Below are 25,172 nucleotides of genomic sequence, written 5' to 3'. Positions count from 1 at the left end.
GGTCGTACCCTCAGGGTACGACCCCGGCCCTAGCTCTGGGGTTTGGCTAAAGCACCTACTTTATTTCACTCTTCAATCATTGCGCATCTGCGCCTGCGAAACATTGCTGTTCGCCGGCACGCTCTGCGTCAGCCACACATTCCCCCCGATGGTCGATCCCGCGCCGATGGTGATGCGCCCGAGCACAGTCGCGCCCGCGTAAATGACCACGTCGTCCTCGACGATGGGATGGCGCGGCGTGCCCTTGATCAGCGCGCCGCTTGCGTCGGCCGGGAAGCGCTTGGCGCCCAATGTCACGGCCTGGTACAGGCGCACCCGCTGGCCGATGATGGCCGTCTCGCCGATCACGACGCCCGTGCCATGGTCGATGAAGAAGGAGGCGCCGATGTGCGCGCCCGGGTGGATGTCGATGCCCGTCAGGGTATGCGCGATGTCGGCGATCAGGCGCGCGAGGAACGGCGCACCCAGCGCGTGCAACTGATGCGCCAGGCGGTGGTACAGGATGGCGATGGTGCCCGGATAGCACAGCATGATCTCGGCCACCGACGTGGCGGCCGGGTCGCCCGCATAGGCGGCCTGCACGTCCGACACGAGCAAGGCGCGGATATCGGGCAGGCTGGCGGCAAACGCGCGCGTGATGTCGCGCGCCTGCTGCGCCAGGGCCGCATCGTCATTCGTGCCGCCCTCTTCATCACCGGCCGGAACGGCGTGAGCCGGAGCCGAGAACAGCAGGCCGCGCCGCACCTGTTCGCTGAGGCGGTTCAGGGTCGTGTTGAGGGTGTCGCCGACAAAGTAATCGATGCTTTCATCGGTCAGGTTGGGCCGCCCGTAATGCGTGGGGAACAGGGCCGCCGACAGGCCGTTGACGATGGTGGTGAGCGCTTCGCGCGACGGCAGTTCGCGTACCCTGCCGTTATGGCGGATCTTGTGCTTGTCTTCGCGCGAGCTGCGCAAGGCCTGGATCACGGGCCCCAGGTTCCAGTGGGCCGTGTCGTCGGCGGGCGCCGCGGGATAAATGCTGTGCATGGCGTATCTTCCAAAAAACGGCAAACAGGCCGGGTCGCCCCAGCTTAGCGGCCAGGCACCGCGATTCAAAAGAAGAATTCCAAGATTCCATATGCGAAAAACGCATATCGATCTCGCGGCGGCATGCGATCAAGCCCGATCGTTGCCACTAGCGTAAAATGACGGACTAACAAAAACACTGTTCAACATGACTAAATTATTAACCTGGATCTTGGCGGGCCTGGCGATGGTCGGACCGCTTGCAATTGACACCTATCTGCCGTCGTTCCCCGCCATCGTGCACGATTTCAATGCCAGCCCCCTGCTGGTGCAGCAAACCCTGAGCTTTTTCCTGTTCACGTTCGCCTTCATGATGCTGTTCTACGGCACCCTGTCCGACTCGTTCGGTCGCCGTCCCGTCATCCTCGTTTCGCTGGCGCTGTACGTGATCGCCTCCGTGGGCGCCGCGCTGGCGCCGTCGCTGGGCTGGCTGCTGGCCTGGCGCGTGCTGCAGGGACTGTCGGCGGGCGCCGGTTCCGTGATCGGCCGCGCCATCGTGCAAGACCGTTATTCGGGCGCCGCCGCGCAGAAAATCCTCTCGCACATCATGATGGTGTTCGCGCTGGCGCCGGCGATTGCGCCCGTGCTGGGCGGCTGGCTGCAGGTAAGCCTGGGCTGGCGCTGGATCTTCTGGTTCCTCACGGCCTTCGGCGTGCTGATGTTCGTCGTCGTCTGGCGCGCCTTGCCGGAAAGCCTGCCGAAGGAGCAGCGCCACGCCTTCCACCTGGGCGACATCGCCGTCAATTACTGGAAGGTGCTGTGCCACCGCCAGTTTCTGCTGCTGTCGACGGCCATCGGCGCCGCCTTTGGCGGCTTCGCCCTGTACATCGGTTCGGCCGCCTACTTCATCATCAACATCCTGCACCTGCCGGAAACGGCATTCGCGTGGCTGTTCATTCCCCTGATCAGCGGCATGGTGTTCGGTTCGGCCCTGTCGGCGAAAATCGCCCACCGCTACAGCCAGCACCAGATGATCTGGGCCGGCTTCATCCTCATGCTGGTGGCCGCCGCCGCCAACATCGGGTACAACTATGTTTTTGCCGCCGAAGTGCCATGGGCCGTGCTGCCGCTGTTCTTCTACTCGTTCGCCCTGTCGATCGCCATGCCGCCGATGACCCTGATGGCCTTGAACCACTTCCCCAACAACAGCGGCCTGGCGTCGTCGATGCAATCGTTCATCCAGATGCTGCTGTTCGCCCTCGTCTCGGGCCTGGTGGCGCCGCTGCTGTTCGACAGCGCCTTGAACCTGGCGTATGGCGTGATGGCGGGGTTGCTGGTGAGTTTGGTTTGCTGGGTGTTTGCTCAAGGGAAGAGCAACGCGTAGGTCGGATTAGGCCCGGAGGGCCGTAATCCGACAACATTGTTGGCGGGTGACGTCGGATTACGCGCAAGCGCTAATCCGACCTACGGCCACGGCGCTGGCGTCACATCCAAGTACTGCGCCCCGCCCTGCTCCGGTTCCGCTTCATCTTGCCGGGACGGCTGATTCAGGGAACCGGCCGGCGACCGCAAGCTCAAAGAGCAACGCGTAGGTCGGATTAGGCCCGGAGGGCCGTAATCCGACAACATTGTTGGCGGGTGACGTCGGATTATGCGCAAGCGCTAATCCGACCTACGGCCACGGCGCTGGCGTCACATCCAAGTACTGCGCCCCGCCCTGCTCCGGGGCTGGCTCTGCCGCATCGCGCGTAGCCGGCTGATTCAGGGAACCGGCCGGCGACCGCAAGCTCAATATCTCCTTGCGCGCCTCGACGAAGTCGGCGGAACTGAGGGGGTGCTGCTGGTCGGGCCAGTGGCTGACGGCCCACTCCTGCAAGGCTTCGAAGCGCCGCCACAGTTCGGCGATGAATTCGCGGCGCGCTTCTTCGTGCGCTTCTTCCTGCTGTGCCGGCGTCTTGTCGGCGCCTTCCCCGATAGCTACTTGCATGGCTGCTCCCTGGCTGATCAATCGTCCGTTCAGCCTACGCAGGGGTCAGCCAGCCGTCTGTTCGCGAACGAACACAGGATTTATTCAGGCATCTTGCGAAAGCCCACGGCCAGGCGGTTCCAGGTATTGATGGAACCGATGGCCAGGGTCACGTTGACCATCTCCGCCGGCGTCAATTGCTCCGCCAGCGCCGCATAGTCTTCATCGGACGCGTGATTCTGCGGCAGCAGGGTCAGCGCTTCCGTCCAGGCCAGCACGGCCCGCTCGCGTGGCGTGAAGAACGGCGTTTCGCGCCAGACGGAGACGGCATACAGGCGACGCTCCGTTTCGCCGGCCTTGCGCGCGTCGCTCGTGTGCATGTCCACGCAAAAGGCGCAGCCATTGATTTGCGAGGCGCGCAGGCGGATCAGTTCAAGCAGCGAGTGTTCCACGCCCAGCTTGGCAATGGCCGCTTCCAGCGCATACATGGCCTTGATGGCGTCGGGCGAGGCTTGCACAAAATCGAGTCGTTGCTGTGTCATGATGGCATTCCTTGATAAAGTAGAGATGCACCATTGTAGAAGCGCAAGAAGAGCGCGCGGCAGGCCAATCTTCCCGAAAAACAGCAGACCACCAGCAGACACACCATGGAATTACACATCCTGATCGACGGCACGCGCGACCTGGGCGGCCAGTTGTACCGCCAGCTCAGCGAAGCCATCCGCTCGGGCCGGCTGGCGGACGGCCAGCAATTGCCGCCCTCGCGCCTGCTGGCCAGCCAGCTGGGCCTGTCGCGCAAGACGGTGTCCGACGTATATGACAAGCTCGGTTATGAAAAGCTGCTGGTCGGCAAAGTGGGCGTGGGCAGCTTCGTGCAGACGCCGCACGCCTCGCCGCAGCGCCGCCACGCCAGCACGCCGCTGGCCAGCGCGCAGCGCATCGCCCGCTGGGAAGCGACGTCCACGCCCTTGCGCCGCGCCAGCCAGGAAACGCCGGCGCGCTACGCCTTCATCGGCGGACGCGCCACGCCCGCGCACTTCCCGCAAGATGAATGGCGCGCCTGCATGCTGCACGCGCTGCGCCAGGGTGGCCAGGCGCGCGGCCGTTATGGCCCCGTGGAAGGCTTGCCCTCGCTGCGCGCGGCGATCGCCGGCCATGCCGCCTTCAGCCGCGGCATCCATTGCACCGAGGAACAGGTGCTCGTCACCAGCGGCGCGCAGCAAGCCTTGCACCTGCTGGCGCAGACCCTGCTGGAACCGGGCGACACGGTAGTCGTGGAGGAACCCGGCTACCCGGTGGCGCGCGCCGTGTTCGCCAGCCAGGGCGCGCACGTGGTGGGCATCGAAGTGGACGAGGATGGCCTCATCGTCGGGCAAATCCCGGATGGCACACGGCTGATCTACGTCACGCCCGCGCATCAATTTCCACTGGGCATGCCGATGAGCATGGCGCGCCGCCATGCCTTGTTGGAACGGGCGCAACAGCTAGGCGCCATCGTCATCGAGGACGATTACGACAGCGCTTTCCGCTACGAAGGCCGGCCGGAAGATTCCCTGCAAAGCATGGACCGCTACGGCGTCGTCGCCCACGTGGGCAGCTTTTCCAAGATCATGCTGCCGGAACTGCGGCTCGGCTATGTGGTGTTGCCGCAAGCCATCGTAGCCGCCGTGCAGACGGTGAAATACCTGAGCGACTACCATACGGCCAGCCTGGGCCAGCATGCGCTGGCCAAGTTCATCGCCGACGGCCATTTGCTGCGCCACATCCGCCGCTGCCACGATATCTATGCGGGCCGGCGCGAGCGCTTGCTGCACTGGTTCAACGGCCCGCTGGCGCCATGGTTCCGCCTGGTGCCGGCCAGCGCCGGCTTCCACGTGGCGGCCCTGGCCCGGGCGCCGCTCGACGTCGTCGAATTGCAGCGCCGTGCGCGCCTGGCCGACATCAGCCTGTATGCGCTGTCCGGCTTTTACCACGGCCCCGCCCGCCACGATGGCCTGTTCCTCGGCTATGGCGCCATCGACAAGCTCGATATCGACACGGCGCTGGCCAAGGTGCTGGCGATCCTGCAGGAAATAGCGCCCGTGTCCGTCAGCGGGGCTGCCAGCGGTAGTGCCCCGTAATCGTATAGCTGAACAGAATATTTTCCTCGCGCGCGCCTTCGCCGATGTTGTGGATGATGAGCGGCACGCCGCCCCACGACTGCTTGTCGCTGACGATGCCGATGTGCGTGAGGTTGCCCGGCAGGCGCCAGGTGACGATGTCGCCCGCGCGGTAGGCGTTCGCCTCCTTGCTTGGCGGCAAGCTGGTGCCGTGCCGGGCAAAATACGTGCCCAGGTTCGGCACGCGGCGGTGGTCGATATTGCGGTCCGGTCCCTTCATTTGCCAGCGCCCCTGCTGCTGGTACACCTGCCACGCCTTGCGCATGTCTTCATGCACGAGCACCTGCAAATCCTGCCCCAGCTGGCGGTAGGCGCGCACGATCACGTCCGTGCACACGCCCCGCTCCATCGGCACGTCGCCGCCCGGATAGGCGAGCCGTTCGTAGCGCGGGTCGTACCGCACGGTCACGCCCACCTGCTTGCGGGCGGCGACGACGAGGGCTAGCGGGGTGGCGGGAGCGGCCGACGCCAGCATGGGCGCCAGGGCAAACAACAGGGTGGAGAGCAGTTTGAGTGGCATCAACGTCGTAATCGGATGAAAATGCCAACTTTACCGCAGCGGCAAGGAAAACGCCGTACGCTTAAACGGTGGCCAATTGCGCCAGGTGGCCAGGGAAATCCACGGCCGGGCCAGCCGCATTGATGGTGTCGAAATAATCGTGCCAGCCCGTGGCGGCGATGCCGGCCAGCAAGGCGTCCAGTGCCGCCTCGTCCGGGAAGCGCCAGACGGCATAGAATTGCCGGGCGGCCGCGTGCAGTTTGCCGCCATCGATGGCGCCCATGGCCAGCGCTTCGGCGCCCATGCCGGACAGGGCCGCCATGCCGGCGCCGACCCTGTCGAAATACGCCTGGCGCGCGGCGGCGTCGAGGGCCAGCCAGGCCGGTTTCGGACTGTACAGTTCCAACAGATAATGCATGGTTTTCCTCCAAAAAATCAAGAAATCGAACGCAGGGCGCGCTTGCAGATGCGCTGCGTGGCAGCAGCAGGGCTTTCCTGCAGCCATTGCGCACACAGGCTGCGCACCCAGTCCGGCTCGCTCCTGGCCGCATCGTTGAGCCAGTTGGCCACGGAATCCTGCACGTAGACGGCCGGATCGGCGCGCAAGGCTTGCAGCACGGGCAAGGCCAGCTGCGGCTGCCCCTTTAAGCGGGCGATATGCGCGCACCACACGCCGCGCGGGCGCAGCGCTTCGCAGGCAAAGCGGCGCACTCTTTCCGACGGGTCCGCCGTCCACGGCGCCAGCAAGGCGATTGCCTCGTCAAGATGCGCCGCCAGATGGGGACGCAGCGCCAGCCAGGCCCATTCGCGCACGCCGAAGTGGCCATCGTCGGCCAGCGGCCGCATGGCGGCCAGCTGCTGCGGCAAGGTCAAGCCAGCCTGGGCGGCGATGGCAAAGCAGGTCCATCCCCGTACCGTGTCGGATGGGTGGGCTTGCAGCACAGCCAGGTCAACTTGTGCATCGAGCAGCAATTGCGCCGCCAGCGCCATGCGCCTGGTGATGCCGTCTGCCGCCAGCGCGCGCATCCGGTCCAGGCGGGCGGCACCAATACCGGGCACGGCCGCGGCCAGCAGCTGGGCGAAATCGATGGCCAGCCCTTCCGTCAGGGTGGCGCTGGCCACGCTGCCCCCGTTCAGCAGGGCCAGGCGCGCGGGCGCGATGTCGGCGACGCCGCGGCTCATGGCGCACCCCGGTCCGTCTTGCGCCAGGCTTTTTCCAGCAGCGTACTCAATAGCTGCATTTCTGCCGGCGTGAAGTCGGCAAACAGGCTGGCGATCCACTGTGCGTGCTCATCGACCAGGGTCGCAGCGGCGGCTTTTCCCTTGGCGCTCAGGCGCACGAACAGCTTGCGCCGGTCGAACTGGTCAGGATGGCGCGCGAGGAAACCGTCGCGCTCCAGGCCGTCGAGCAAGCCCGTGATGGTGCCGCGCGTCACGCCTGCCCGCTCGGCCAGTGCGTGTGGAGAAAGTCCGTCGGGCATGTCGCGCAACAGGGACAGCAAGACAAACTTACCTTCAGACAAGCCATGCCGGCCCAGGCGCGCGGCGCAATCGCCATCGATGGCGGACGCCAGGCCCAGCACTTCAAAGCACAGGCGCAAGCGCCCGATCGATGCCCGCGTGTCCGCGCCGAGCGCGCGGCGCTGCACGTCACCGAGCAAGGCCGTGTATTTCTGTTCAAGTTTTATCATAAGGCGCAATATAATATGGCGCCATATTAAATGTCAAATAGAAAACCGCCACGGTTTTCCTGCCAGCTCAAAGACGGGCTTTATCCCTCGCCCAGGTGACGATGGCATTGGCATCGATGGCGCCGGGCTGGCGCGCCACTTCCACGCCCCTGCGGAACAGGGCCAGGGTGGGAATGCTGCGGATATTGAAGCGGCTGCCCATGTCCGGCGACGCTTCCGTGTTTACCTTGACGACGCGAAACGCCGGCTCCAGGGTCTTGGCGGCCTGGACATAAAATGGCGCCATGCTGCGGCATGGGCCGCACCAGGGCGCCCAGAAGTCCACCAGCACGGGAATGTCGCTGCGTTCGATATGCTTGAGGAAACGGGCGCTGGCCAGGTCCACGGGCTCGCCCGTGAATAAATCCTTCTGGCACTTGCCGCAAGTGGGCTGTTCCGCGAGCCGCGCCGCCGGCAAGCGGTTGACGGCGTCGCAATGGGGGCACACGATGTGCAGGGAGTCTGGCGTGGTCTGGGTCATGGCATTCCTGGAAAACGTAGCGTCAAGTTGAAGGCTATTTTACGGGGAATTGCCGCGCGCCGCAGGCAGGCTGCGGCGCTTGTCACGCTTACAGGAACAGCGAGGCGGCGATGGCCCACATGACGAGGGCGATGATGCCGTCGAGCACGCGCCAGGCCATGGGCTTGGCAAACACGGGCGCCAGGTAGCGGGCGCCAAAGCCCAGCAGGAAGAACCACAGGGCCGAAGCCATGATGGCGCCGCCGGCGAAGTAGAAGCGTCCCACGCCTTCATGCTGGCCGCCGATCGAACCGAGCAGGATGACCGTATCGAGGAAGGCGTGCGGGTTCAGCAGGCTGAACGCCAGTGCCGCGCCGATCACGGCCCAGTAGCCTTCGGGCGCCTTGGCGGCCGACACCGTCAAGGCCGTGGGGCGCCAGGCGGACTTGGCCGCGCGCAAGCCGTAGGCGATCAGGAAGGTGGCGCCGCCGGCCTTGGCCCACAGCAGGAAATTCGGGTTGTCGGCAATGAACGTGCCCATGCCGGCCACGCCGGCCGTGATCAGGATGGCGTCGCACACCAGGCAAACCAGGATGCAGGTGAGCACGTAATGGCGCTTCAGCCCCTGCTTGAGCAGGAAGGCGTTTTGCGTGCCGATGGCCACGATCAGGCTCGCCCCGAGCCCCATGCCTTTCAAGAAAATTGCGCTGTCCATATCGATTCCTTTCCATTGCTTTCCATCACGCGCACGGTCGCCCACGCTCTGCCGGCAAAGGCAAAGTCATCAGAGGTAGGTGGAGGGTGGTGCGGAACCAGGAGGACCGCGCGGCAGAGTGGAGTTGTTACCCTATTTCAACAGTGTAAAGAAAAAGTAAATATAAGTATAATGAATGATTCTAACCATATATAAGAGAAACTTATGCGCGTCGTCGATTACCGTGGATTGGCCGCCCTCGACGCCGTGATCGGCCTGGGCAGTTTTGAAAAGGCGGCGCAAGCGCTGGCGATCAGCCAGCCGGCCGTGTCGCAGCGCATCCGCACCCTGGAAAACCTGGAAGGCACCTTGCTGATCATCCGCAGCCACCCGCCCCTGCCCACGGAAGCGGGCCAGCGCCTGATCGCCCACTACCGGCAAGTCAAGCTGCTCGAAGCGGCGCTCGATGCCCAGCCCGGCCCCACCACGCAATTGCCGGCGCTGGCCATCGCCGTCAACGCCGACAGCGCCGCCACGTGGATACCGGAAGCGCTGGGACCGCTGCTGTCGCCGCCGTCCTGCCTGCTCGATATCCGCCTCGACGACCAGGACCATACCTTGAGCCAGCTGCGCGAAGGACGCGTGTTTGCCTGCGTCACCAGCGCCAACGACCTCGTGGCCGGCACCACGGCCACGCCGCTGGGCGGCATGCGCTACCTGTGCGTGGCCTCGCCCCCGTTCGCGCAACAATGGTTTCCCCATGGCTTTACGGTGGAAGCCGTCAGCCAGGCGCCCGCCATCACCTTTGGCAGCAAGGATGCGCTGCACGAGCGCTACCTGCAGCACCGGCTCGGCTACACGGGCCGCTATCCGCACCATGTGCTCGGTTCGGCGCGCGACTTCGTGCGCTTCATCGAAGCGGGCTATGCTTATGGCATGGTGCCCCTGCTGCAGGCGGAAACGGCACTGGCCGCCGGCAGGCTCGTCGACGTGGCGGCAGGTCAGGCGCTCGACGTGCCCCTGACCTGGCATGCCTGGGATATCCAGACGCCGCTCACGCGCACCCTGTCGGACGCCGTCATCGCCACGGCGCGCAAATGGCTGTTACAGGATTGATTGACGCATGCAACATTTATCTATGCTGGAAAGCAACTTCCCCATGTGCGCCCGGCCCAGCCTGGCCTACACTGCAAGCATCAACCACCACCATCGGGAGCTTGCATGACGATCCTGCGCACTGCCCTGCTCGGCTTGCTGGCGGCCATCCCGCTCGCTGCCGGCCTGGCCGCCTGCTCGCCCTTGACCGCCATCAATGCCTTGTCGTCCGGCAGCGCCTCGCAAGTGACGCGGGGCCTGGCCTACGGCCCCCTGCCACGACAAAAGCTCGATGTGTACGCCCCCAGGATCCGCACGGGACCCGTGCCCGTCGTGGTGTTCTTTTATGGCGGCAACTGGACGACGGGCGAACGCGCCGACTATGCCTTCGTCGGCCACGCGCTGGCGGCGCGCGGCTACCTGGCCGTGATCGCCGACTACCGGCTGTATCCGGACGTGCACTACCCCGAGATCTTGCAGGATGCGGCCCGCGCCGTGGCCTGGGCCGCGATGGAATCGCGCCGCCATGGCGGCGACCCCACGCGCCTGTTCGTCATGGGCCATAGCGCCGGCGCCTACAATGCGGCCATGCTGGCGCTCGATGCCAGCCTGCTGGCGCGCCACGGCATGCGTCCGCAGGACTTGCGGGGCTGGATAGGCCTGGCCGGCCCCTATGATTTCCTGCCCATCGAAAACACCACCACCCGCCCCGTCTTCTTTTACCCGGACACGCCCGCCGCTTCGCAGCCCATCCACCACGTGACGGCCGACGCCCCGCCCGCCCTGCTGATCGCCCCGTTGCCAGGCAAGGACAAGCTGGTCAATCCGCAACGCAACACGGGCGGCCTGGCCACAGCCTTGCGGGCGCTGCACCGGCCCGTGACGGAAACCTATTTCGACCACGTGGGCCACGCCACCCTGGTCGCCTCGCTGGCCGGCCCCTTGCGCAGGCTGGCGCCCACCCTGGACGCCGTCAGCATCTTCATCGACGCCAACAGCGGGAGCGACTTGCCCTTGTCCGATACGGCCTTGTCGGCAAGCATGACCTCGCCCTCCCGCCCGCCTGGCGCGGCCACGCCGGCGCCCGAGCCGCACGCCTACGACAAAACGCCCGCCCCGTGAAGGGCGGGCGCTGTGCCCGGATCACTACGCACGATGCTTGCCGGCCCGACGCATAGTTGGCCACATATCAAGGCCCAAAGGCTCGGCCCGCGCGATGCGACTCAGCGGCAAGCAACTCGCGCTTACTCCTTGCGGCTGGCGCTGCTGCTCTTGCTTTGTGCGGAGCCCGCTTGCGATGTGCTGCCGCTGGCCGAGCCTTCGCTGCCTGCCGACTGCTGGCTGCCCTGGTGGCCGGCGCTTTGCAGGCTTTGACCGTCACGGCTTTGCGCACCGCGTTGCTGGTCGCGGTTGGCGCCGTTCTGATGATAGGCCTGGAACGGTTCGGCGATGCGCTGCATGGCTTCCTGCTGCTTGCGCACGTTTTTCTCCGTTTCTTCCGAAGCCGTGCGGGCCACTTCTTCGGCCAGGGCCTTGGCGGTGCGGCTCGTTTCATTCACATGACGCTCTGCCACATTGGCCAGTTCGACTTGCGTATCGGCCGCCAGGCGCGATACCTGTTGCTGATATTTGCGCAGTTGCTCGGCGGCTGGCTGGCCCGAGGCGGCAGCCACCTGGAACACATCTTCAGCGCGCTCGACCGTCAACAGGTTCTGGCTGGTGACCGTGGTTTCTTCCAGCAAGCCTTGCGCCAGCTGCATGTTCAGGTCACTGAAGTGCTGCACCGACTGGAACAGCGACTTCGACAGGCCATTGAAGAAAGCCAGTTGCGCTTCCAGGTGGTTCTTGGCGGCGGGGGTAACACTACGGGAATATGGATACATGGAGTTCCTCATTAAATAGCGGTTGGGTGGACATAAACGGATGGCGGCACCACCGGCTGTCGAACGTTCAGACAGACGGCCGGGCTAGGCCACGAAACGCGAAAAAACATATCCGGTTGGTGGGGAAGATGCTTTGCAACGCGAGTCCCAAGGCTACGTGAGCACTGCAGGTGAGGGATGATCTAGATCAAAGGTGCGCAAGGCTGCGCAGAAAGTGTGGGCTGGACGGCTGGCCCTTGGCAAACGTCAGTAACAAGGAGGAAAATCTGTGCCAGGCACGCTCAAGCAGCGACGCCCGCGCCCGGCACGACGGGCTTGTAGCCATGGCTGCGCAGCGAAGCCTCCAGCCAGCGGTTGCCATACCAGCCACGCGCCAGCAAATAGCTGATCTCCGCGGCGGCCATCAACAGCATCATCGGGCCGATGCGCAGTTCGGTCGCCAGATGGCTGCCAAACCACAGGCACGCATCCATGGCCAGCATGAGCAGCAACAGCCACCAGCGGCGCTTGGCGACGGCCCAGAACGAGCCCAGGAACAGGGCCGGCCAGGAAAAACCCGCTTTGACGTAGGCATAGCGGCCGGCATCGTCGGCAAACAGGGTGGCGCTGTGCTTCATGCTGCTCTCTTCAGGTATTGTCCGGCCTCACGGCTCGGGATGGTGGCAAACGGCTTCGACATTGTGACCGTCCGGTCCCAGCACGAAAGCGCCATAGTAATTCGGATGATACAGGGCGCGGATGCCGGGGGCGCCGTTATCCTTGCCGCCCGCTTCCAGCGCGGCCTGGTAAAACGCATCCACCTGGGCGCGGTTGGCCGCCGCGAAGGCCAGATGCATGCCGGCCTGCGGCGTGCCGCCCGCGCCGAACCAGAAATCGGGCTTGCCATCCTTGCCCATGCCTACCCAGCCCTGCTCTTCCATTACCACCGAGACGCCCAGGGGCGCCAGGGCGGCCGCAAAGAAAGCCTTGCTGGCCGGTGCATCGCTGACAGTCAAACCGATGTGATCAAGAATCATGATGGCGTTCCCTGGAGGTAGTGGAATAGAAAACGCAGTATGCGCCAATATTGCATTTTAAGCAATTGCAGCAACAGATACGGCGCGGCTCCCCCAGGAACGCCATGCCCCCTGCCTAGCGCAGGTTGCCCGTATGACCGAGCGAATAGCGCCCCGGCTGCGGCCACACGGTCAGGCCGTGCGGTTCCTGGCCGACTTTCACCTTGGCTACGTCGCCGCTGTTCGTATCGATGCGGTAGACCACGTCGTCGAAACGGCCGGACAGCCACAGGTATTTGCCGTCGGCGGACACATTGCCCATGTCGGGGCTGCCGCCGCCGGGAATCGGCCAGTTCGACACGACTTTTTCCGTCGCGAAATCGATCACGCTCACGCTGCCCTTGCCTTTCGGCTTGCCGTGGATGCGGTGCGTGCCGCGGTTGGCCACGTACAATTTCTTGCCATCACGGCTAGGATACAGGCCGTGCGCGCCCACGCCCGTCTGGATGAAGCCGATTTCCTTCAAGGTAGCGCCATCGACGATGTGCACGCCGTCGGCGTCCATGTCGGCGATAAAGAATTTCTTGCCGTCCGGCGAGATGCGTATGTCTTGCGGCATGCCTTTCTTGACGCTGCAGATTTCATTCGCCGGGCCGCCCACGGGACCGGACTCGGCAAAGCGCTTGGCCGGCATCTGCAATTTCAGGTAGCCGTCGACCTTGCGGCCCACGAGGTCGATCTTGGCGATGGTGCCGTCGAATTCGCAGGTGAACATGGCATAGCGGCCGTCATTCGAAAAGTCCGCATGGTTGATGCCGCCGCACTGGGGCGTGTCGATCGAATACTGCACGGCCATGGTCTTCGGATCGCGGAAATCGAGGCGGTGGCGCGCTTCGGCCACGACGATGGCCGACTTGCCGTCCGGCGTGTAATACATATTGTAGGGGTCATCGACAGGCACTTCCTTGCCCGGCTTGCCGCTCAAAGGGTCGATCGGCGTCAGGCTGCCCTTGTCCGTGCGCTCGGCATTGTTCGCCACCCACAGGGTGCGCAAATCCCACGACGGCACGACGTGCTGCGGGCCGCTGCCGACCTTGAACTTGTCGACCACTTTCAGGCTGTCCTGGTCGATCACGTACACGTCGTTCGAGCGCAGATTGGGCACGTACACGCGGCGCAGGTGATCCTTGACGACGGCGCTCATATTGCTGCTGGCGATGCTGCCGTACACGTTCTTCGGGTCCACCAGCGGCGGCATGCCCGGCAGCGGCGAATAGGCGGCGGCCGGCGCGGCGGCAACTGGGGCCGGCGTGCTGGCGCCGATGACCTGGCTGGCCACGCCCAGGCCGGCCAGTGCGGCAGCCAGGGCGGACAAGGTGACGATGGAGCGTCGTTGCATTTTTTTCATGTGATTTCGCGTCGTTTCGTTGCAAAAGCCGGAAGTTCAGCACTTCCAGCGGAAGATTTATTTATTACGTTGCAGCAGCTGCCTGATAGCGGCCACCGAGGTGTCCACCTGCAGCTTGATACCGATCTGGCCCAGTTCAGCCGTGGCCCGCGTGGCGTCGCCGCGCACGCCGTCCGCGACGCCAGGCTTGGGGCCATGGGCCATGGCCTCGCTGCGCACCAGCGACGGGTCCGTCGCCAGCATCAGGGCCGCGTCCGCCAAGCCCGCGTGCAGCCCGATCTCGGCGCTGCTGTGGCCGCGCTTTTGCAGCTCGGCAATATACGCCGTCTGCGTGATGTCATAGTAGTCGAGCAAGGCATAAGCGCGCGCGTCCTTGCCGGTGGCGGCTTTGCCCCATGAGCGGTTCAGCTTGTTGGCCACGTTCTGTTCGTTTTTTTGATAGCCGCCATGGTCGCCGAGGAAGATAATGTCGCGGAAACCATGCTGGCGCAGGCTGGCGGCAGCCCCTTCCAGCACGGCTTCGAAGGCGGCGGGCGGAATCGAGATGGTGCCGGCAAAGCGCATGTGGCCGGCCGGCGGAACAATCGCGCCTTCCGGCACGTAGGAAACGACGGGCGCGACGATGGTATTGCCCAGCTTTTGCGCAATCTGCCGCGCCAGCAGCCCGGCGCGCACATTGTGCTTGCCCAGCGCGATATACGGCCCGCTCTGCTCGACGCCGCCTATCGGCACGAGCACGGTCGTGGCGCCGTGGTCGATACGGCTGCGCAACTCCGTGCTCGTCAGCTCTTCCAGCATCACGCCGCTGCTGGCGGGCGCAGCCGCTATCGCGGACGCCGCTGGCATCAGGCAAAACAGGGTCAGGGCAAACAGGGAACCGAGTGGCTGGGACCGACTGCATGGCGCGCAAGGCGCACAAGGTACATTCGGCAGGTGGAACTGCAGAGTCATAAGCAAACATCTTTCCGAGGTCAAAGCGTGACGCCGTGCCCGGCCTTGCCAGGCAAGCTGGCTGCCACGCAGGAATTGTATTCCATCATGACAGGAAGGGCACGTTAATTTGACGCGGCAGTTTGCAAGGAATTGACGACGGGAAACTATCTATCAGGCTGCTGCCGCGCCAGCCCCGCCGCCTCACCGTCATGGAGAGTCTCGTTGCGCTTCTCGGCATAGGCCTTGAGCGAGCGCATCGTCCTGGGAAGCCCGTCCCGGACTTGCCTGGCGACGCCTGGCCCGAACAAAAAGGCAAGCGCTCCGGTGAACCACACGCGGTGAACGACTTCCGATCCGCCATCTGCGGCAAGCACCGTGTGCTCGAAATGGATGCGGAACAAAGGAATGTAGCCTTCGACGGTGAACGAGCGGCCCGCCGAGCGCTCCGTGACGAGCATCGGAATGCCCATCCCCTTGCTGGGAACGATACGGCCATGTGTTCCCACCGCAAATGGCCCATTGAGCCGGGCTTGCTTGGTATCCGGATCCCACTGATGCCATCGGTCGACCTCGCTCCAGATTTGATCGATGACCGTGGGCGGGACGGCAATGTGGATGCTTTCTTCGATTTGCATCAGCGGGTATCTCCCTATTAATATCAATATAATTGCATTCTGACTATACAAACAAATGACAAGGCATGTATTCACACCTGGGCACGATGCTACCCTAGAAACGCTGCCCAGGGCACCTTGGATGTTGAAAGATGATAAACAAAACACATTGGCGGGTTGAGGAGCTAAAACATCACTCGGCCGATATCGTCTGGCTTGATGCCGCGGATGCTCGCCGTGCCTATGATTTGGTGGGTCTGCATGACTCGAAGACGCATCTCGGCTTGAACAGTAACACCGTTGATTCCATCGAGCGATTCGCCTTCGGAGACGACGTGGCCATCGCAACCAGCTGGTTACGGGAGCGCGTGCCAGGAATTCAGCAGGTCGTGGTGGTGTTTGGAGAAGACGCATGCTTCGTCTGCAGCAGTGTGTTCCTGGTCGAGAACTGGTCGGATATTTTTGTACCGTCACGTGACGACGCGATGATCTATTCGAAGGACACGCCGCTTATCCTGTTTTATTGCCATGAGAATCAATTCGAGCTGGGGCAGCGGATTGTCTTTGATTGAAGGCCGTGTTCGGACACAAGCCGTCATTGTAAGGAAAAAAATGAAAAGCACTGATGGAAAGTTACGAGGTTCATGCCATTGTGGATCTGTAAGATTTCAAGTTCGACTTAGCGACGGGCTCAAGACAGCACGGCGCTGCAACTGCTCCTATTGCCGCATGCGCGGTGCGATAGCGGTTTCTGCGGCGCTTCAGGATATAGAGATCACTTCTGGAGAGGAATTGCTCACCCTTTATCAGTTTCACACCATGCAAGCGAAGCACTATTTTTGCTCAAAATGCGGGATATACACACATCACCAACGCCGGTCAAAACCCGATCAATTCGGGATCAATGTGGCCTGTCTGGAAGGAATCAGTCCGTTTGACTTTGAAGAAGTAGCAGTCAACGAAGGCCGACTCCATCCAAAAGATAAAATTGCTGGAGGCGGACCTGACATCGCTGGATACCTACGCTTTTTTCCGAATACCGCCCATTAAATGAACCGGGGCGGTCAAAAGATTTAACCTCGAGCACTGCGGCCCGGCAAGGCCAGGCGCCGGCTGGCGGCAGCTGTTGCCGGGGCCGGCAAGCCGCCCGCCACTTTCAACGCCTTCCCTTGGGCGTCGCCACGCAGGCGGAACACGGCCACCACGTCGACCAGCTCGACGGCACGGTCTTGCAGCGAGGATGCCGCGGCGGCCGCCTCTTCCACCAGGGCCGCGTTTTGCTGGGTGACCTGGTCCATTTGCGAAATGGCCTGGTTCACCTGCTCGATGCCGGCGCTTTGCTCGTGGCTGGCGTTGGCGATGTCGCCCATGATGTCCGTTACGCGGCGGATGCTGGCGACGATTTCTTCCATCGTCGCGCCCGCCTGGTCGACGAGCGCGCTGCCCGTGTTGACTTTATCCACGGAATCCTCGATCAAGCCCTTGATTTCCTTGGCGGCCGCCGCCGAACGCTGCGCCAGGTTGCGCACTTCGGTGGCGACCACGGCGAAACCACGGCCCTGCTCGCCTGCGCGGGCCGCTTCCACGGCCGCGTTCAGCGCCAGAATGTTGGTTTGGAAGGCAATGCCGTCGATCACGCCGATAATGTCGGCGATCTTCTTCGCCGACTCATTGATCGAGCCCATCGTGCCGACCACTTGCGCCACCACGGCGCCGCCCTTGCGGGCCACGTCCGAGGCGGACACGGCAAGGGTATTCGCCTGGCGCGCATTGTCCGTATTCTGGCGCACGGCCGAGGTCAGTTCTTCCAGGCTGGACGCCGTTTCTTCCAGCGATGACGCCTGCTGTTCCGTGCGTACGGACAAGTCCGCGTTGCCGGCGGAAATCTGCGCGGCCGCCACGCTGACCGTATCGGCCGAGGCGCGCACGGTGGCGATCACGCCGACGATGCGCTCCAGGAATTTATTGAAGGCCGTGGCCGTGCGGCCCACTTCATCCATGCGCTCGACGGGCATGGCGGCGGACAGGTCCAGCGAAGCGCTGACACGCTCCAGCGTATGTTCGATATTACCCAGGCCGCCACTGATGGTGCGGTAGATATGCCAGGCCAGCGCACCCGTCAGCAGCACGGCCACGCCCAGTACGGCCAGCATGGTGTTGAACGCCGTGTCATAGGCGGCCAGGCTTTCCGCTTTTACATCGTCGACCAGCTTGTTGTTGTAGGCGATATGGTCATCCATGCTCTTTTTGGCGGCGGCGGCCGTGATGGCCAGCGGCGTGCCGGCCAGCAAGGTGGCGCGCACGCCATCCATGTCGCCCGCGTAGGCGGCGGCAAAGAATGGCACGAGCGCGCGGCGGTAGGCTTCCATGGCGGCCTGGTCGGCGTCGAGCATCTTGCTGTCCGTCGCGTCATACAGGCGCTCGGCGCGGTAGGTGGCGATGACCTTGTCGAAATTCGTGTTGGCGTCGGCCACGGCCTTGTCCAGCGCCGTCTTGTCGGCCAGGTTGGAGAACACGGACAGGCGGTAGCCGGCCAGACGCGAATCGGCAAGGAAACCCTTGGCCGCATTCAAGCCCTGGATACTGGGGATGATGCGATTTTGCACGGTATCGAAACGCTCCTGGGCGCGCTGCAGCTGGATGGCGCCGCCCGCGCCCAGCAATAGCAGGGCCAGCAAGGCGATGGTCAGGGTCAGAATTAATTGCTTGGTGATATTCATGGTGTGTCACAGTAAAAAGGTGGCCTGGCAAGGCCAGACGGGATAAGAGCTGCCGATCGGGTGGCCGGGATCGCTTGCCGGCGATCAGGCCGCCAGCGGGGAAGCGTCGGGAGTGCGGCGCAGCAAGTCACCATGCTGGCGGCAAAACGCCAGGCCCGCCTTGTGGCCCACGTCGAACAGCAGTTGCATGTTCGAGCTGGACCAGTCCAGGGTGTCGGGCCAGTGCTGCTCCGGGATGCCTCCCATCAGGTCGAGCTTGAGCAGGCGTCGTTTGGGCTGGCCCGTGCGCGCATCCGTGTTGTGCTCGAGTTCAAACAGGCGCAGCTCGCTCTTGGAAATCTTCACCAGCGGCGTGATGATGGAGCGCACCCAGGCGTCGTACAGGTTGCGCGGCTTGCGCAGCAGGCGTTCATCGCCGAGGATGTCGAGGATGACCAGGGTGTCGGCGTCATGATGCTCGCCCTTGCCTTCGATAAACGGATCGAAATTGAGCGTATCGAGGGCCGCGCCTTCGATGTAGTCGTCGCCCCCGATGGTCGTGGGCGCATACAGGAAGGGGAACGACAGGGCCGCGCGCACATGGATCGGTTCGATCTCGTGCTTGCCCCAGATTTGCATGCGGTGCTCGCTGAGGTTGTAGGCATTGATGTAGAAATCGGGACGCATGCGCGCCACGCCCGAAAAATCCACGGCTTTTTCCAGGAAGGGCAAATGCGCGCACAGGCCCAGGCTTTTCGCCGACAGATCCGACGGCGACAGTGACGACACCATCAGCTTGCCCCAGTCCGACCAGGCCGTGGGCACGCCCGCAAACGTTTGCTGGAACGCCTGAAAAAAAGGATTGTTGGCCGGCGGCTGGAAGGCGTCGCGGAAAGTGCTCGCGTGCATGCCCGGCTTCTGGAACACCTTGTAGTTGATCGGGATCATCTTGTAGATGCTGTCGGCCACGCCCGTGTCGGCCCAGCTTTGCAAGGCCTGGCGCGGCGTGGCTTCGTGCGGCGTCGTGTAAAGCAAGCCCATCAATACACCCGCGCCCGACGCGGAAATGACGTCGAACTCGATACCCTCATCGAGAAACGCGGCCAGGGCGCCGGCGATCAAGGTGGAATTTGGTGCACCGCCACCGAGCAGCAGCCCCGTTTTGCGGGCCGGTTTCGCTGTCGCGGCTGGTGCCGGATCCGGCGGTATCGTCGTGACTGTCTTCATGCACACTCCCTGAACGGAACGGGATGATCATCCCTTAATTGTTGGTTACTACACGCTGATGGCGCCTAATCCTGCACATGTCCCTGCAACCGTCCGGCAAATGCAATGCTGCAGAAACAGATATGAAATTAACATAAATAAATTCCTTATGGCAATTTCCATAACGAATGACGGGTATTCAGCAAGGCCATAAGTTGATGCCGTGCGGCATGGCTTGATGCATCGCAGCAAATATAAATTCGGTGGCGTTAGGAATAATCGCCTTGGGGTAGGAGTATTCCCCAAGCCGCCTCCGGCGCGGGGGCAAGGGACATCAAGGGAGTGAGGCAGGCTTGGGAGGGAGCGAAGAGAAATGCAGGTGGGTACACAAATGGTCAACAAAGACGCGAATTTTTGGCGACAGATGGCGGCTTGACGGCCACAGCACCCAGAACTTGCTTGAGTGCAGTAAGTAGCCGGCCAGCACGGCTTGCAAGTCACCGCGCGCGATGGTGTCGCGCACGATAAAGTCAGGTAAATAAGCGAGACCCACGCCTTGCGTGGCGGCGCCGATCAAGGCTTCGATATTGTTGCAGGTCAAGGCGGTCGGCAAGCGCAACTCGCCGCCGCTGTCGCCCTCGGCGCGCTGCAACTCCCATTCCTGCAACTTGCCCGTGGTGGGGAATTTATAGCGCACGCAGGCATGCCCTTCCAGCGCGCGCGGCGTGGCCGGCACGCCGTGGCGGGCGAAATACGCGGGCGAGCCGACGATGGCAAAGGCAAACGGCCCCAGTTCGCGCGCCATCAGCCGCGAATCCGTCAAGGTACCGCTGCGCACGGCCACGTCGACGCCTTCGGCCACCACGTCGACGAGGCGGTCGTTGAAATCGAGGTCGAGCTCGATCTCCGGATACAGCCGCGTAAACTCGGCCAGCAAAGGCAGGATGATGCGGTAGCCGATCACGGGCAGGCTGACGCGCAGCTTGCCGCGCGGCGCCTCGGCCAGGTGCGACAGTTCCGCCTCGGCATCGCCCAGGTCGGCCAGGATGCGCTGGCAGCGTTCGTAGAACAGCGCACCCTCGTTGCTCAGGCTGATGCGCCGCGTGCTGCGGTTGAGCAGGCGCACACCCAGCTTTTCTTCCAGCCGCGCCACGCTCTTGCCCACGGCCGAGGCCGACACGCCGAGCAACCGGCCGGCCGCCACATAGCTGGAAGTTTCCGCCGCGCGCACGAAGGCGGCAATGCCGTTCAGATTATCCATGTCATAGCCATTGGGGAATATTTGTCCGTTATGAGTGGATTTTCAGCCACTTTTTCATTGATTGCGTCCATATTATCATCGGATTCCCTCTTTCTGGAATCATTCCCATGGATACCACTCTCCCCGCGCAAGCCCCGGAACCAGCTGCCGCCCGGCGCGCCTTCGTGCTCGCCGCCGTCTGCCTGGCCGCGCTCTGCATGCCGCTCAGTTTTACGGGGCCGGCCATCGCCCTTCCCGCCATCGCCGCCGACTTGCACGGCACGCCGCTGGCGCTGGCGTGGATCACGAACGCCTTCATGCTCAGTTTTGGCGGCTGCCTGATGGTGGCCGGCGCGCTGGCCGACCGCTATGGCCGCAAGCGCGTCTTCCTGCTGGGCTTGGGCGTGTTTTCCGCCGCCGCGCTGGCACTGGCGGCCGCGCCCGGCATTGTGTGGCTCGACGTGCTGCGCGCCGTCCAGGGCCTCGGTTGCGCCATGGCCCTGTCAAGCGGACTGGCGGCCCTGGCGCAGGAATTCGACGGGCCCGCCCGCGCGCGCGCCTTCAGCCTGATCGGCACGGCCTTCGGCACGGGCCTGGCCTTCGGTCCCTTCCTGGCAGGCACCCTGATCACGCACACGGGCTGGCGCGCCATTTTTATCGGCACGGCCGTGGCCGGCCTGGCCGCCCTGCTGGCCGCCGCGCTCGCCATGCGCGAATCGCGCGACCCGCAGGCGCAAGGCGTCGACTGGCCCGGCGCCCTGACGTTTACCGGCGCCCTGTCCTTGTTTACCTATGGCTTGCTACAGGCACCCGACAGTGGCTGGAGCAGCGCCGCCAGCCTGGGACTGCTCGGTGGCGCGGCCTTGCTGCTGGCCATTTTCATCCGCGTGGAGCGCCGCGCCGCGCGGCCCATGCTGGACTTGACCCTGTTCCGCCTGCCCGCCTTTGCCGGCGTGCAACTGCTGGCCGCCGCGCCCGCGTTTTCCTTTGTCGTGCTGCTGGTATTGCTGCCGGCCCGCTTCATCGGCATCGAAGGCTACAGCGCACTCGAGGCGGGACGCATGATGATCGCCCTGTCCGCGCCCATGCTGGTGCTGCCGGTCCTGGCCGGCATGGCGGCGCAGCGCCTTGCCGCCGCGCACATTTGCGCCAGCGGCTTGCTGCTGGCGGCCGGCGGCCTGCTGTGGCTATCCACCTGTGCGCCGGGACAATCGCCCGCCACCTTGATCGGGCCGCTGCTGCTGATCGGCTGCGGCATCAGCCTGCCGTGGGGCTTGATGGATGGTCTGGCCATCAGCGTCGTGCCCGTCGAACGGGCCGGCATGGCGGCCGGCATCTTCAATACGACGCGCGTGGCGGGCGAAGGCCTGGCGCTGGCCATCGTCAGCGCACTGCTGGGCACGCTGGCGATGGCGGCCCTGGGCAAAGTATCCGGCCTCGCCCCGGAGCAGGCGGCGCTGGCCGCGCCCTTCCTGGCGCTGGGCGAGCTGCGCCATGCCGGTGAACTATTGCCGCAGGCCGGCGCCGCCGAACTGGCGCAAGCGTATGGCGCCGCCTTCCGCCACTTGCTGTATGTGCTGGCCAGCATTACGACGGCTTCGGCCCTGCTGATCCTGGCCTTTTTGCGTCATCCAGCTGGTGCAGCAACGGACACGGCCGCCCTGCCCGCCTGCAAGGCGCAGCAATAAGTCACGACCATCGCCGTTCCTCCTGCCGTACACGGCGGCGCCCACGCGCCGCCGCCCTCCCTGATGTTTCTCCGCAACATGTCATAAATTTCCAGAAGCAAAACGAGTTTACTTATCAAAGCGCTTTGAACTATACTCAAAGCGCTTTGAAACATAACTAAAGCGCTTTGGTTGCGCGAAGTTATGCGCACCGATCCCACACCTATAAAAACACTGGAGACGCAATGAACAAACATTTCTTGAAAACTTTGCCTGCCGCCGTGGCGTTGGCCTTGAGCGCTTCGGCCGCCCAGGCCGCCCTGCCTATCGATTTCGGCGGCTACATCCGCTCGGGCTTTGGCACCAGCAGCGAAGGCGGCAAGGAAGCGTGTTTCGGCCTGGCCGGCGCCTCGTCCAAGTATCGTCTGGGCAATGAGTGCGAAACCTACGGCGAGTTGAAATTCGGCGGCGAAGCCTTCAAAGCCGCCAATGGCACCACCTTCCGCATCAACACCCTGGTGGCGTTCTCCGTCAACCAGAACCAGGACTGGGAACAATCGGACCCGTCGTGGCGCGAAATGAACGTGGTCGCCGACAAGATCGGTTCGGGCGCCTTCGCCGAAGCGCGCGCCTGGGTCGGCAAGCGCTACTACGACCGCCAGGACGTGCACATCACCGATTACTACTTCTGGAATAACAGCGGCCCTGGCGCCGGCCTGGAAAACATCGACCTGGGCGCCGCCAAGCTGGCCTACGCCATCGTGCGCACGGCCGATGACGGCGACAGCAAGCGCATGGGCCTGTCCCACGACCTGCGCTTCTCCGGCATCAAGGTCAACCCCGATGGCGAACTGACGCTGGGCTTGCAATTCAACCAGAAACGCAATGCGCAGGGCGCCGCCCCCATCGCCAGCGGCCACTTGCTGACCGTCATGCATACGCAAGGCAATCTGCTGGGCGGCTTCAACAAGGTGGCATTGCAGTACGGCAAAGGCAGCGCCGCCAATACGGGCGGCTTCAGCCTGGGCGCCGGCAAGGATGACAAGGTCGTGCGCCTGACGGAACAGATCATGATCCAGCCCAAAGGCGCGTGGTCGGGCATGGGCACCTTTGTCTATGAAGACAAGGAAACGGCAGGCGTGAGCAGCAAATGGACGTCGATCGGCGCGCGTCCCGTCTACCACTTCACGGACAACTACAGCCTGGCCGTGGAACTGGGCCACGACATCGTCAAGCCGGAAGGCGGCGAGAGCCGCAATCTCACCAAGCTGACCTTCGCGCCGCAACTGTCGGCCGGCAACAGCTTCTGGTCGCGCCCCGTGCTGCGCGCCTTCTACACCTACGCCAAATGGAACAAGGCAGCCCAGTCGGCCGCCGCCGCGGAATCGGCGCTGTCGTCGACGGGCGTGTTTGGTGGCAAGACCAATGGCAGCTCGATCGGCTTCCAGGTCGAGTCGTGGTGGTAAGAGCTCTTTATTAATCAGAGGCATCCAACACTGGCTGACGCCGCAAGGCGCCAGCCACTGGCAGCAGCACCGCCCGCTCATTCAGGGGCAGGTAGTAACCGGACCCACCATTTCGCCGCTGCACGCGATGGCCGGCAGCTTCAATGTAGTGATTCAGCAGTATCCTCTTTTAGCGCGGGCGCCCCTGGGTTTGCCCGCGTATTTTTTTGGGCGCCGCCGCCGCTTGCCATACCCCTGATCATTCCGGCATTTATCAGATAAACTACCCTGCATTGCACGGCACCGCTCCCGATCCACCCCGACTGCAGCATCCATGAACCTCAAAAATCTCGCCAAAACGCTAGGAATATCCGAAACCACCGTCAGCCGCGCCTTGAATGGCTATCCGGAAGTGAGCGAACGCACGCGCGAGCGGGTGCTGGCCGCTGCGCAGGCGGCCGGCTACCGCCCCAATCCCATGGCGCGCAGCCTGGCCGTGGGGCGCACGAATATCGTCGGCATCATCTACCCGCTGATGCCGAACGACCTGGCCGACCCCATGTTCATCGACATCGTGGGCGGCATGTCGGAAGCGCTGGAAGCGCAGCAGATGGACATGATGATCGCGCCCGCCTCGGCCACCAACGAGTTCCACACCTATGAACGCATGGTCAAGGGCCGCCGCATCGACGGGCTGATCGTCGGGCGCACGAAACCGTTCGACGAGCGCATCGCCTACCTGGCGCAGCAGGGCATGCCCTTCGTCGCGCATGGCCGCACGCAGCTGAACCAGCCGCATGCGTGGTTCGACTACGACAACGAAGCGGGCATGCGCCTGGCCGTCGAGCGCCTGGCGCAGCTGGGCCACCAGCGCATCGGCCTGATCAGCGCCACGCCTGACCTGAACTTCGTGCGCCAGCGCGTCGAGAGTTTCCAGCACGCCATGCAGGCGGGCGGCCTGGCCGTCGATCCGGACAATCTGGTCGACAACGCGCACGACCGCCGCGCCGGTTACCAGGCCATGCAGCGCCTGCTGGCCCGCTCGCCCCGCCCCACGGCCGTCATCGTCGACAATCACATGTCGGGCGTGGGCGCCGTGCGCGCGCTGCTCGACGCGGGCATCAGCATCGGCCGCGAGATGTCGCTGATCGTCTGGGGCGTGATGGAAGATTCCCTGGCCGGCCACAACGTCACCACCATCGTCCAGCCCGACCCGCGCGGCGCCGGCGCGAAAATGATCAACATGCTGCTGGCGCAGATGGATGGCACGCCCGTCACCGATTTGCAGGAACTGTGGCCATGCGAACTGTTGCCGGGCGAGTCGGCGGGAGCCGTGCCGAACTAGGCGTTTTCCGCCTCCCTGCGCCGCCGGCCGCCTGGCCAGCGGCGCCATCTCGTTGTCCTGAATCACCCTCATAAAAAAATCGTATGTCTGGCGCGTGTATCGCTTTACTTTTCAAAGCGCTTTGAACTA

The 25,172-nt window shown here is 63.8% G+C and carries 27 protein-coding genes; 9 read left to right on the top strand and 18 right to left on the bottom strand.

Annotated elements, in window-relative coordinates:
- Positions 1-72: 72 nt before the first annotated feature.
- Entirely contained in the window at positions 73-1,026 is a 954-nt protein-coding gene (gene epsC / locus CLU90_RS01310; RefSeq protein WP_100426980.1) for a serine O-acetyltransferase EpsC, read from the bottom strand.
- 187 nt (positions 1,027-1,213) lie between these two features.
- Here epsC and CLU90_RS01305 point away from each other — a divergent pair, with 187 nt between their 5' ends.
- Positions 1,214-2,389, top strand: coding sequence for a multidrug effflux MFS transporter (locus CLU90_RS01305; protein ID WP_100426979.1), 1,176 nt, complete (start codon positions 1,214-1,216; stop codon positions 2,387-2,389).
- Positions 2,390-2,677: 288 nt separating this feature from the next.
- Here CLU90_RS01305 and CLU90_RS01300 read toward each other — a convergent pair whose 3' ends face one another.
- Together CLU90_RS01300 and CLU90_RS01295 are read right to left on the bottom strand one after the other, a co-directional pair.
- Positions 2,678-2,992, bottom strand: coding sequence for a hypothetical protein (locus tag CLU90_RS01300; protein WP_100426978.1), 315 nt, complete (start codon positions 2,990-2,992; stop codon positions 2,678-2,680).
- 80 nt (positions 2,993-3,072) lie between these two features.
- A complete protein-coding gene (locus CLU90_RS01295) occupies positions 3,073-3,513 on the bottom strand; it encodes a carboxymuconolactone decarboxylase family protein (protein ID WP_034757156.1) in 441 nt (146 codons plus the stop codon).
- Between the two features lie 105 nt (positions 3,514-3,618).
- Here CLU90_RS01295 and pdxR point away from each other — a divergent pair, with 105 nt between their 5' ends.
- Positions 3,619-5,091 carry a MocR-like pyridoxine biosynthesis transcription factor PdxR gene (pdxR, locus tag CLU90_RS01290; RefSeq protein ID WP_100426977.1) on the top strand — a complete coding sequence of 491 codons (1,473 nt, stop codon included), beginning with the start codon at positions 3,619-3,621 and terminating at the stop codon, positions 5,089-5,091.
- On the opposite strand, the gene CLU90_RS01285 is transcribed toward pdxR, so the two are convergent.
- From CLU90_RS01285 to CLU90_RS01260, 6 genes are all read right to left on the bottom strand, one after another.
- Positions 5,060-5,650, bottom strand: coding sequence for a DUF1287 domain-containing protein (locus tag CLU90_RS01285; protein ID WP_092712730.1), 591 nt, complete (start codon positions 5,648-5,650; stop codon positions 5,060-5,062). The genes pdxR and CLU90_RS01285 overlap by 32 nt on opposite strands.
- A 61-nt stretch (positions 5,651-5,711) precedes the next feature.
- Complete coding sequence (locus CLU90_RS01280) at positions 5,712-6,047, bottom strand: DUF6616 family protein (RefSeq protein ID WP_100426976.1); 336 nt, start codon at positions 6,045-6,047, stop codon at positions 5,712-5,714.
- A gap of 17 nt (positions 6,048-6,064) precedes the next feature.
- The gene (locus tag CLU90_RS01275; protein WP_100426975.1) at positions 6,065-6,811 is read right to left on the bottom strand and encodes a HEAT repeat domain-containing protein; all 747 of its coding nucleotides are present in this window, start codon (positions 6,809-6,811) and stop codon (positions 6,065-6,067) included.
- Positions 6,808-7,317, bottom strand: coding sequence for a MarR family winged helix-turn-helix transcriptional regulator (locus CLU90_RS01270; RefSeq protein WP_198511278.1), 510 nt, complete (start codon positions 7,315-7,317; stop codon positions 6,808-6,810). Before CLU90_RS01270 ends, CLU90_RS01275 begins: the two co-directional genes overlap by 4 nt.
- Before the next feature lie 70 nt (positions 7,318-7,387).
- The gene (trxC, locus tag CLU90_RS01265) at positions 7,388-7,840 is read right to left on the bottom strand and encodes a thioredoxin TrxC (protein WP_100426974.1); all 453 of its coding nucleotides are present in this window, start codon (positions 7,838-7,840) and stop codon (positions 7,388-7,390) included.
- Between the two features lie 88 nt (positions 7,841-7,928).
- Positions 7,929-8,534 carry a LysE/ArgO family amino acid transporter gene (locus CLU90_RS01260; RefSeq protein WP_100426973.1) on the bottom strand — a complete coding sequence of 202 codons (606 nt, stop codon included), beginning with the start codon at positions 8,532-8,534 and terminating at the stop codon, positions 7,929-7,931.
- Between the two features lie 204 nt (positions 8,535-8,738).
- Here CLU90_RS01260 and CLU90_RS01255 point away from each other — a divergent pair, with 204 nt between their 5' ends.
- Both CLU90_RS01255 and CLU90_RS01250 read left to right on the top strand, forming a co-directional pair.
- The gene (locus tag CLU90_RS01255; RefSeq protein WP_092712720.1) at positions 8,739-9,629 is read left to right on the top strand and encodes a LysR family transcriptional regulator ArgP; all 891 of its coding nucleotides are present in this window, start codon (positions 8,739-8,741) and stop codon (positions 9,627-9,629) included.
- 105 nt (positions 9,630-9,734) lie between these two features.
- A complete protein-coding gene (locus CLU90_RS01250) occupies positions 9,735-10,730 on the top strand; it encodes an alpha/beta hydrolase (RefSeq protein WP_092712718.1) in 996 nt (331 codons plus the stop codon).
- Between the two features lie 122 nt (positions 10,731-10,852).
- On the opposite strand, the gene CLU90_RS01245 is transcribed toward CLU90_RS01250, so the two are convergent.
- The 6 genes from CLU90_RS01245 to CLU90_RS01220 all read right to left on the bottom strand — a co-directional run bounded on the left by CLU90_RS01245 (position 10,853) and on the right by CLU90_RS01220 (position 15,462).
- Positions 10,853-11,491, bottom strand: a complete 639-nt coding sequence (locus CLU90_RS01245) for a phasin family protein (protein ID WP_092712716.1) — start codon at positions 11,489-11,491, stop codon at positions 10,853-10,855.
- A 281-nt stretch (positions 11,492-11,772) separates the two neighbouring features.
- Positions 11,773-12,108 carry a hypothetical protein gene (locus CLU90_RS01240; protein WP_092712714.1) on the bottom strand — a complete coding sequence of 112 codons (336 nt, stop codon included), beginning with the start codon at positions 12,106-12,108 and terminating at the stop codon, positions 11,773-11,775.
- Between the two features lie 27 nt (positions 12,109-12,135).
- The gene (locus CLU90_RS01235; protein ID WP_198511120.1) at positions 12,136-12,507 is read right to left on the bottom strand and encodes a VOC family protein; all 372 of its coding nucleotides are present in this window, start codon (positions 12,505-12,507) and stop codon (positions 12,136-12,138) included.
- A gap of 115 nt (positions 12,508-12,622) precedes the next feature.
- A complete protein-coding gene (locus CLU90_RS01230; protein WP_092712712.1) occupies positions 12,623-13,894 on the bottom strand; it encodes a YVTN family beta-propeller repeat protein in 1,272 nt (423 codons plus the stop codon).
- Positions 13,895-13,951: 57 nt separating this feature from the next.
- Positions 13,952-14,740 (bottom strand): creatininase family protein, encoded by a 789-nt coding sequence (locus CLU90_RS01225; protein ID WP_092712710.1) that lies wholly within the window; start codon positions 14,738-14,740, stop codon positions 13,952-13,954.
- Between the two features lie 251 nt (positions 14,741-14,991).
- Positions 14,992-15,462: an SRPBCC family protein gene (locus tag CLU90_RS01220; RefSeq protein ID WP_092712708.1), complete on the bottom strand. Its 471-nt coding sequence runs from the start codon at positions 15,460-15,462 to the stop codon at positions 14,992-14,994.
- Between the two features lie 131 nt (positions 15,463-15,593).
- Here CLU90_RS01220 and CLU90_RS01215 point away from each other — a divergent pair, with 131 nt between their 5' ends.
- Positions 15,594-16,013: a hypothetical protein gene (locus CLU90_RS01215; protein WP_092712706.1), complete on the top strand. Its 420-nt coding sequence runs from the start codon at positions 15,594-15,596 to the stop codon at positions 16,011-16,013.
- A gap of 40 nt (positions 16,014-16,053) precedes the next feature.
- A complete protein-coding gene (locus CLU90_RS01210) occupies positions 16,054-16,491 on the top strand; it encodes a GFA family protein (RefSeq protein WP_082127679.1) in 438 nt (145 codons plus the stop codon).
- A gap of 23 nt (positions 16,492-16,514) precedes the next feature.
- Here the strand turns inward: CLU90_RS01210 and CLU90_RS01205 are convergent, their stop codons facing one another.
- The 3 genes from CLU90_RS01205 to CLU90_RS01195 all read right to left on the bottom strand — a co-directional run bounded on the left by CLU90_RS01205 (position 16,515) and on the right by CLU90_RS01195 (position 20,607).
- Entirely contained in the window at positions 16,515-18,161 is a 1,647-nt protein-coding gene (locus CLU90_RS01205; RefSeq protein ID WP_100426972.1) for a methyl-accepting chemotaxis protein, read from the bottom strand.
- A gap of 84 nt (positions 18,162-18,245) precedes the next feature.
- The gene (locus CLU90_RS01200; RefSeq protein ID WP_100426971.1) at positions 18,246-19,367 is read right to left on the bottom strand and encodes a patatin-like phospholipase family protein; all 1,122 of its coding nucleotides are present in this window, start codon (positions 19,365-19,367) and stop codon (positions 18,246-18,248) included.
- Between the two features lie 313 nt (positions 19,368-19,680).
- Positions 19,681-20,607 (bottom strand): LysR family transcriptional regulator, encoded by a 927-nt coding sequence (locus CLU90_RS01195; protein ID WP_100426970.1) that lies wholly within the window; start codon positions 20,605-20,607, stop codon positions 19,681-19,683.
- A gap of 107 nt (positions 20,608-20,714) precedes the next feature.
- On the opposite strand from CLU90_RS01195, the gene CLU90_RS01190 reads away from it, so the two are divergent.
- The 3 genes from CLU90_RS01190 (at position 20,715) to CLU90_RS01180 (ending at position 25,043) form a co-directional block, all read left to right on the top strand.
- Positions 20,715-22,274, top strand: a complete 1,560-nt coding sequence (locus CLU90_RS01190; RefSeq protein ID WP_100426969.1) for an MFS transporter — start codon at positions 20,715-20,717, stop codon at positions 22,272-22,274.
- A 224-nt stretch (positions 22,275-22,498) separates the two neighbouring features.
- Complete coding sequence (locus tag CLU90_RS01185; protein ID WP_100426968.1) at positions 22,499-23,719, top strand: maltoporin; 1,221 nt, start codon at positions 22,499-22,501, stop codon at positions 23,717-23,719.
- 313 nt (positions 23,720-24,032) lie between these two features.
- Positions 24,033-25,043: a substrate-binding domain-containing protein gene (locus CLU90_RS01180; protein ID WP_100426967.1), complete on the top strand. Its 1,011-nt coding sequence runs from the start codon at positions 24,033-24,035 to the stop codon at positions 25,041-25,043.
- Positions 25,044-25,172 lie beyond the last annotated feature (129 nt).

The sequence above is a fragment of the Janthinobacterium sp. 67 genome (assembly GCF_002797895.1).
Classification (GTDB): Bacteria; Pseudomonadota; Gammaproteobacteria; order Burkholderiales; family Burkholderiaceae_D; genus Janthinobacterium.
This window is presented reverse-complemented; position numbering and strand designations above follow the sequence as displayed.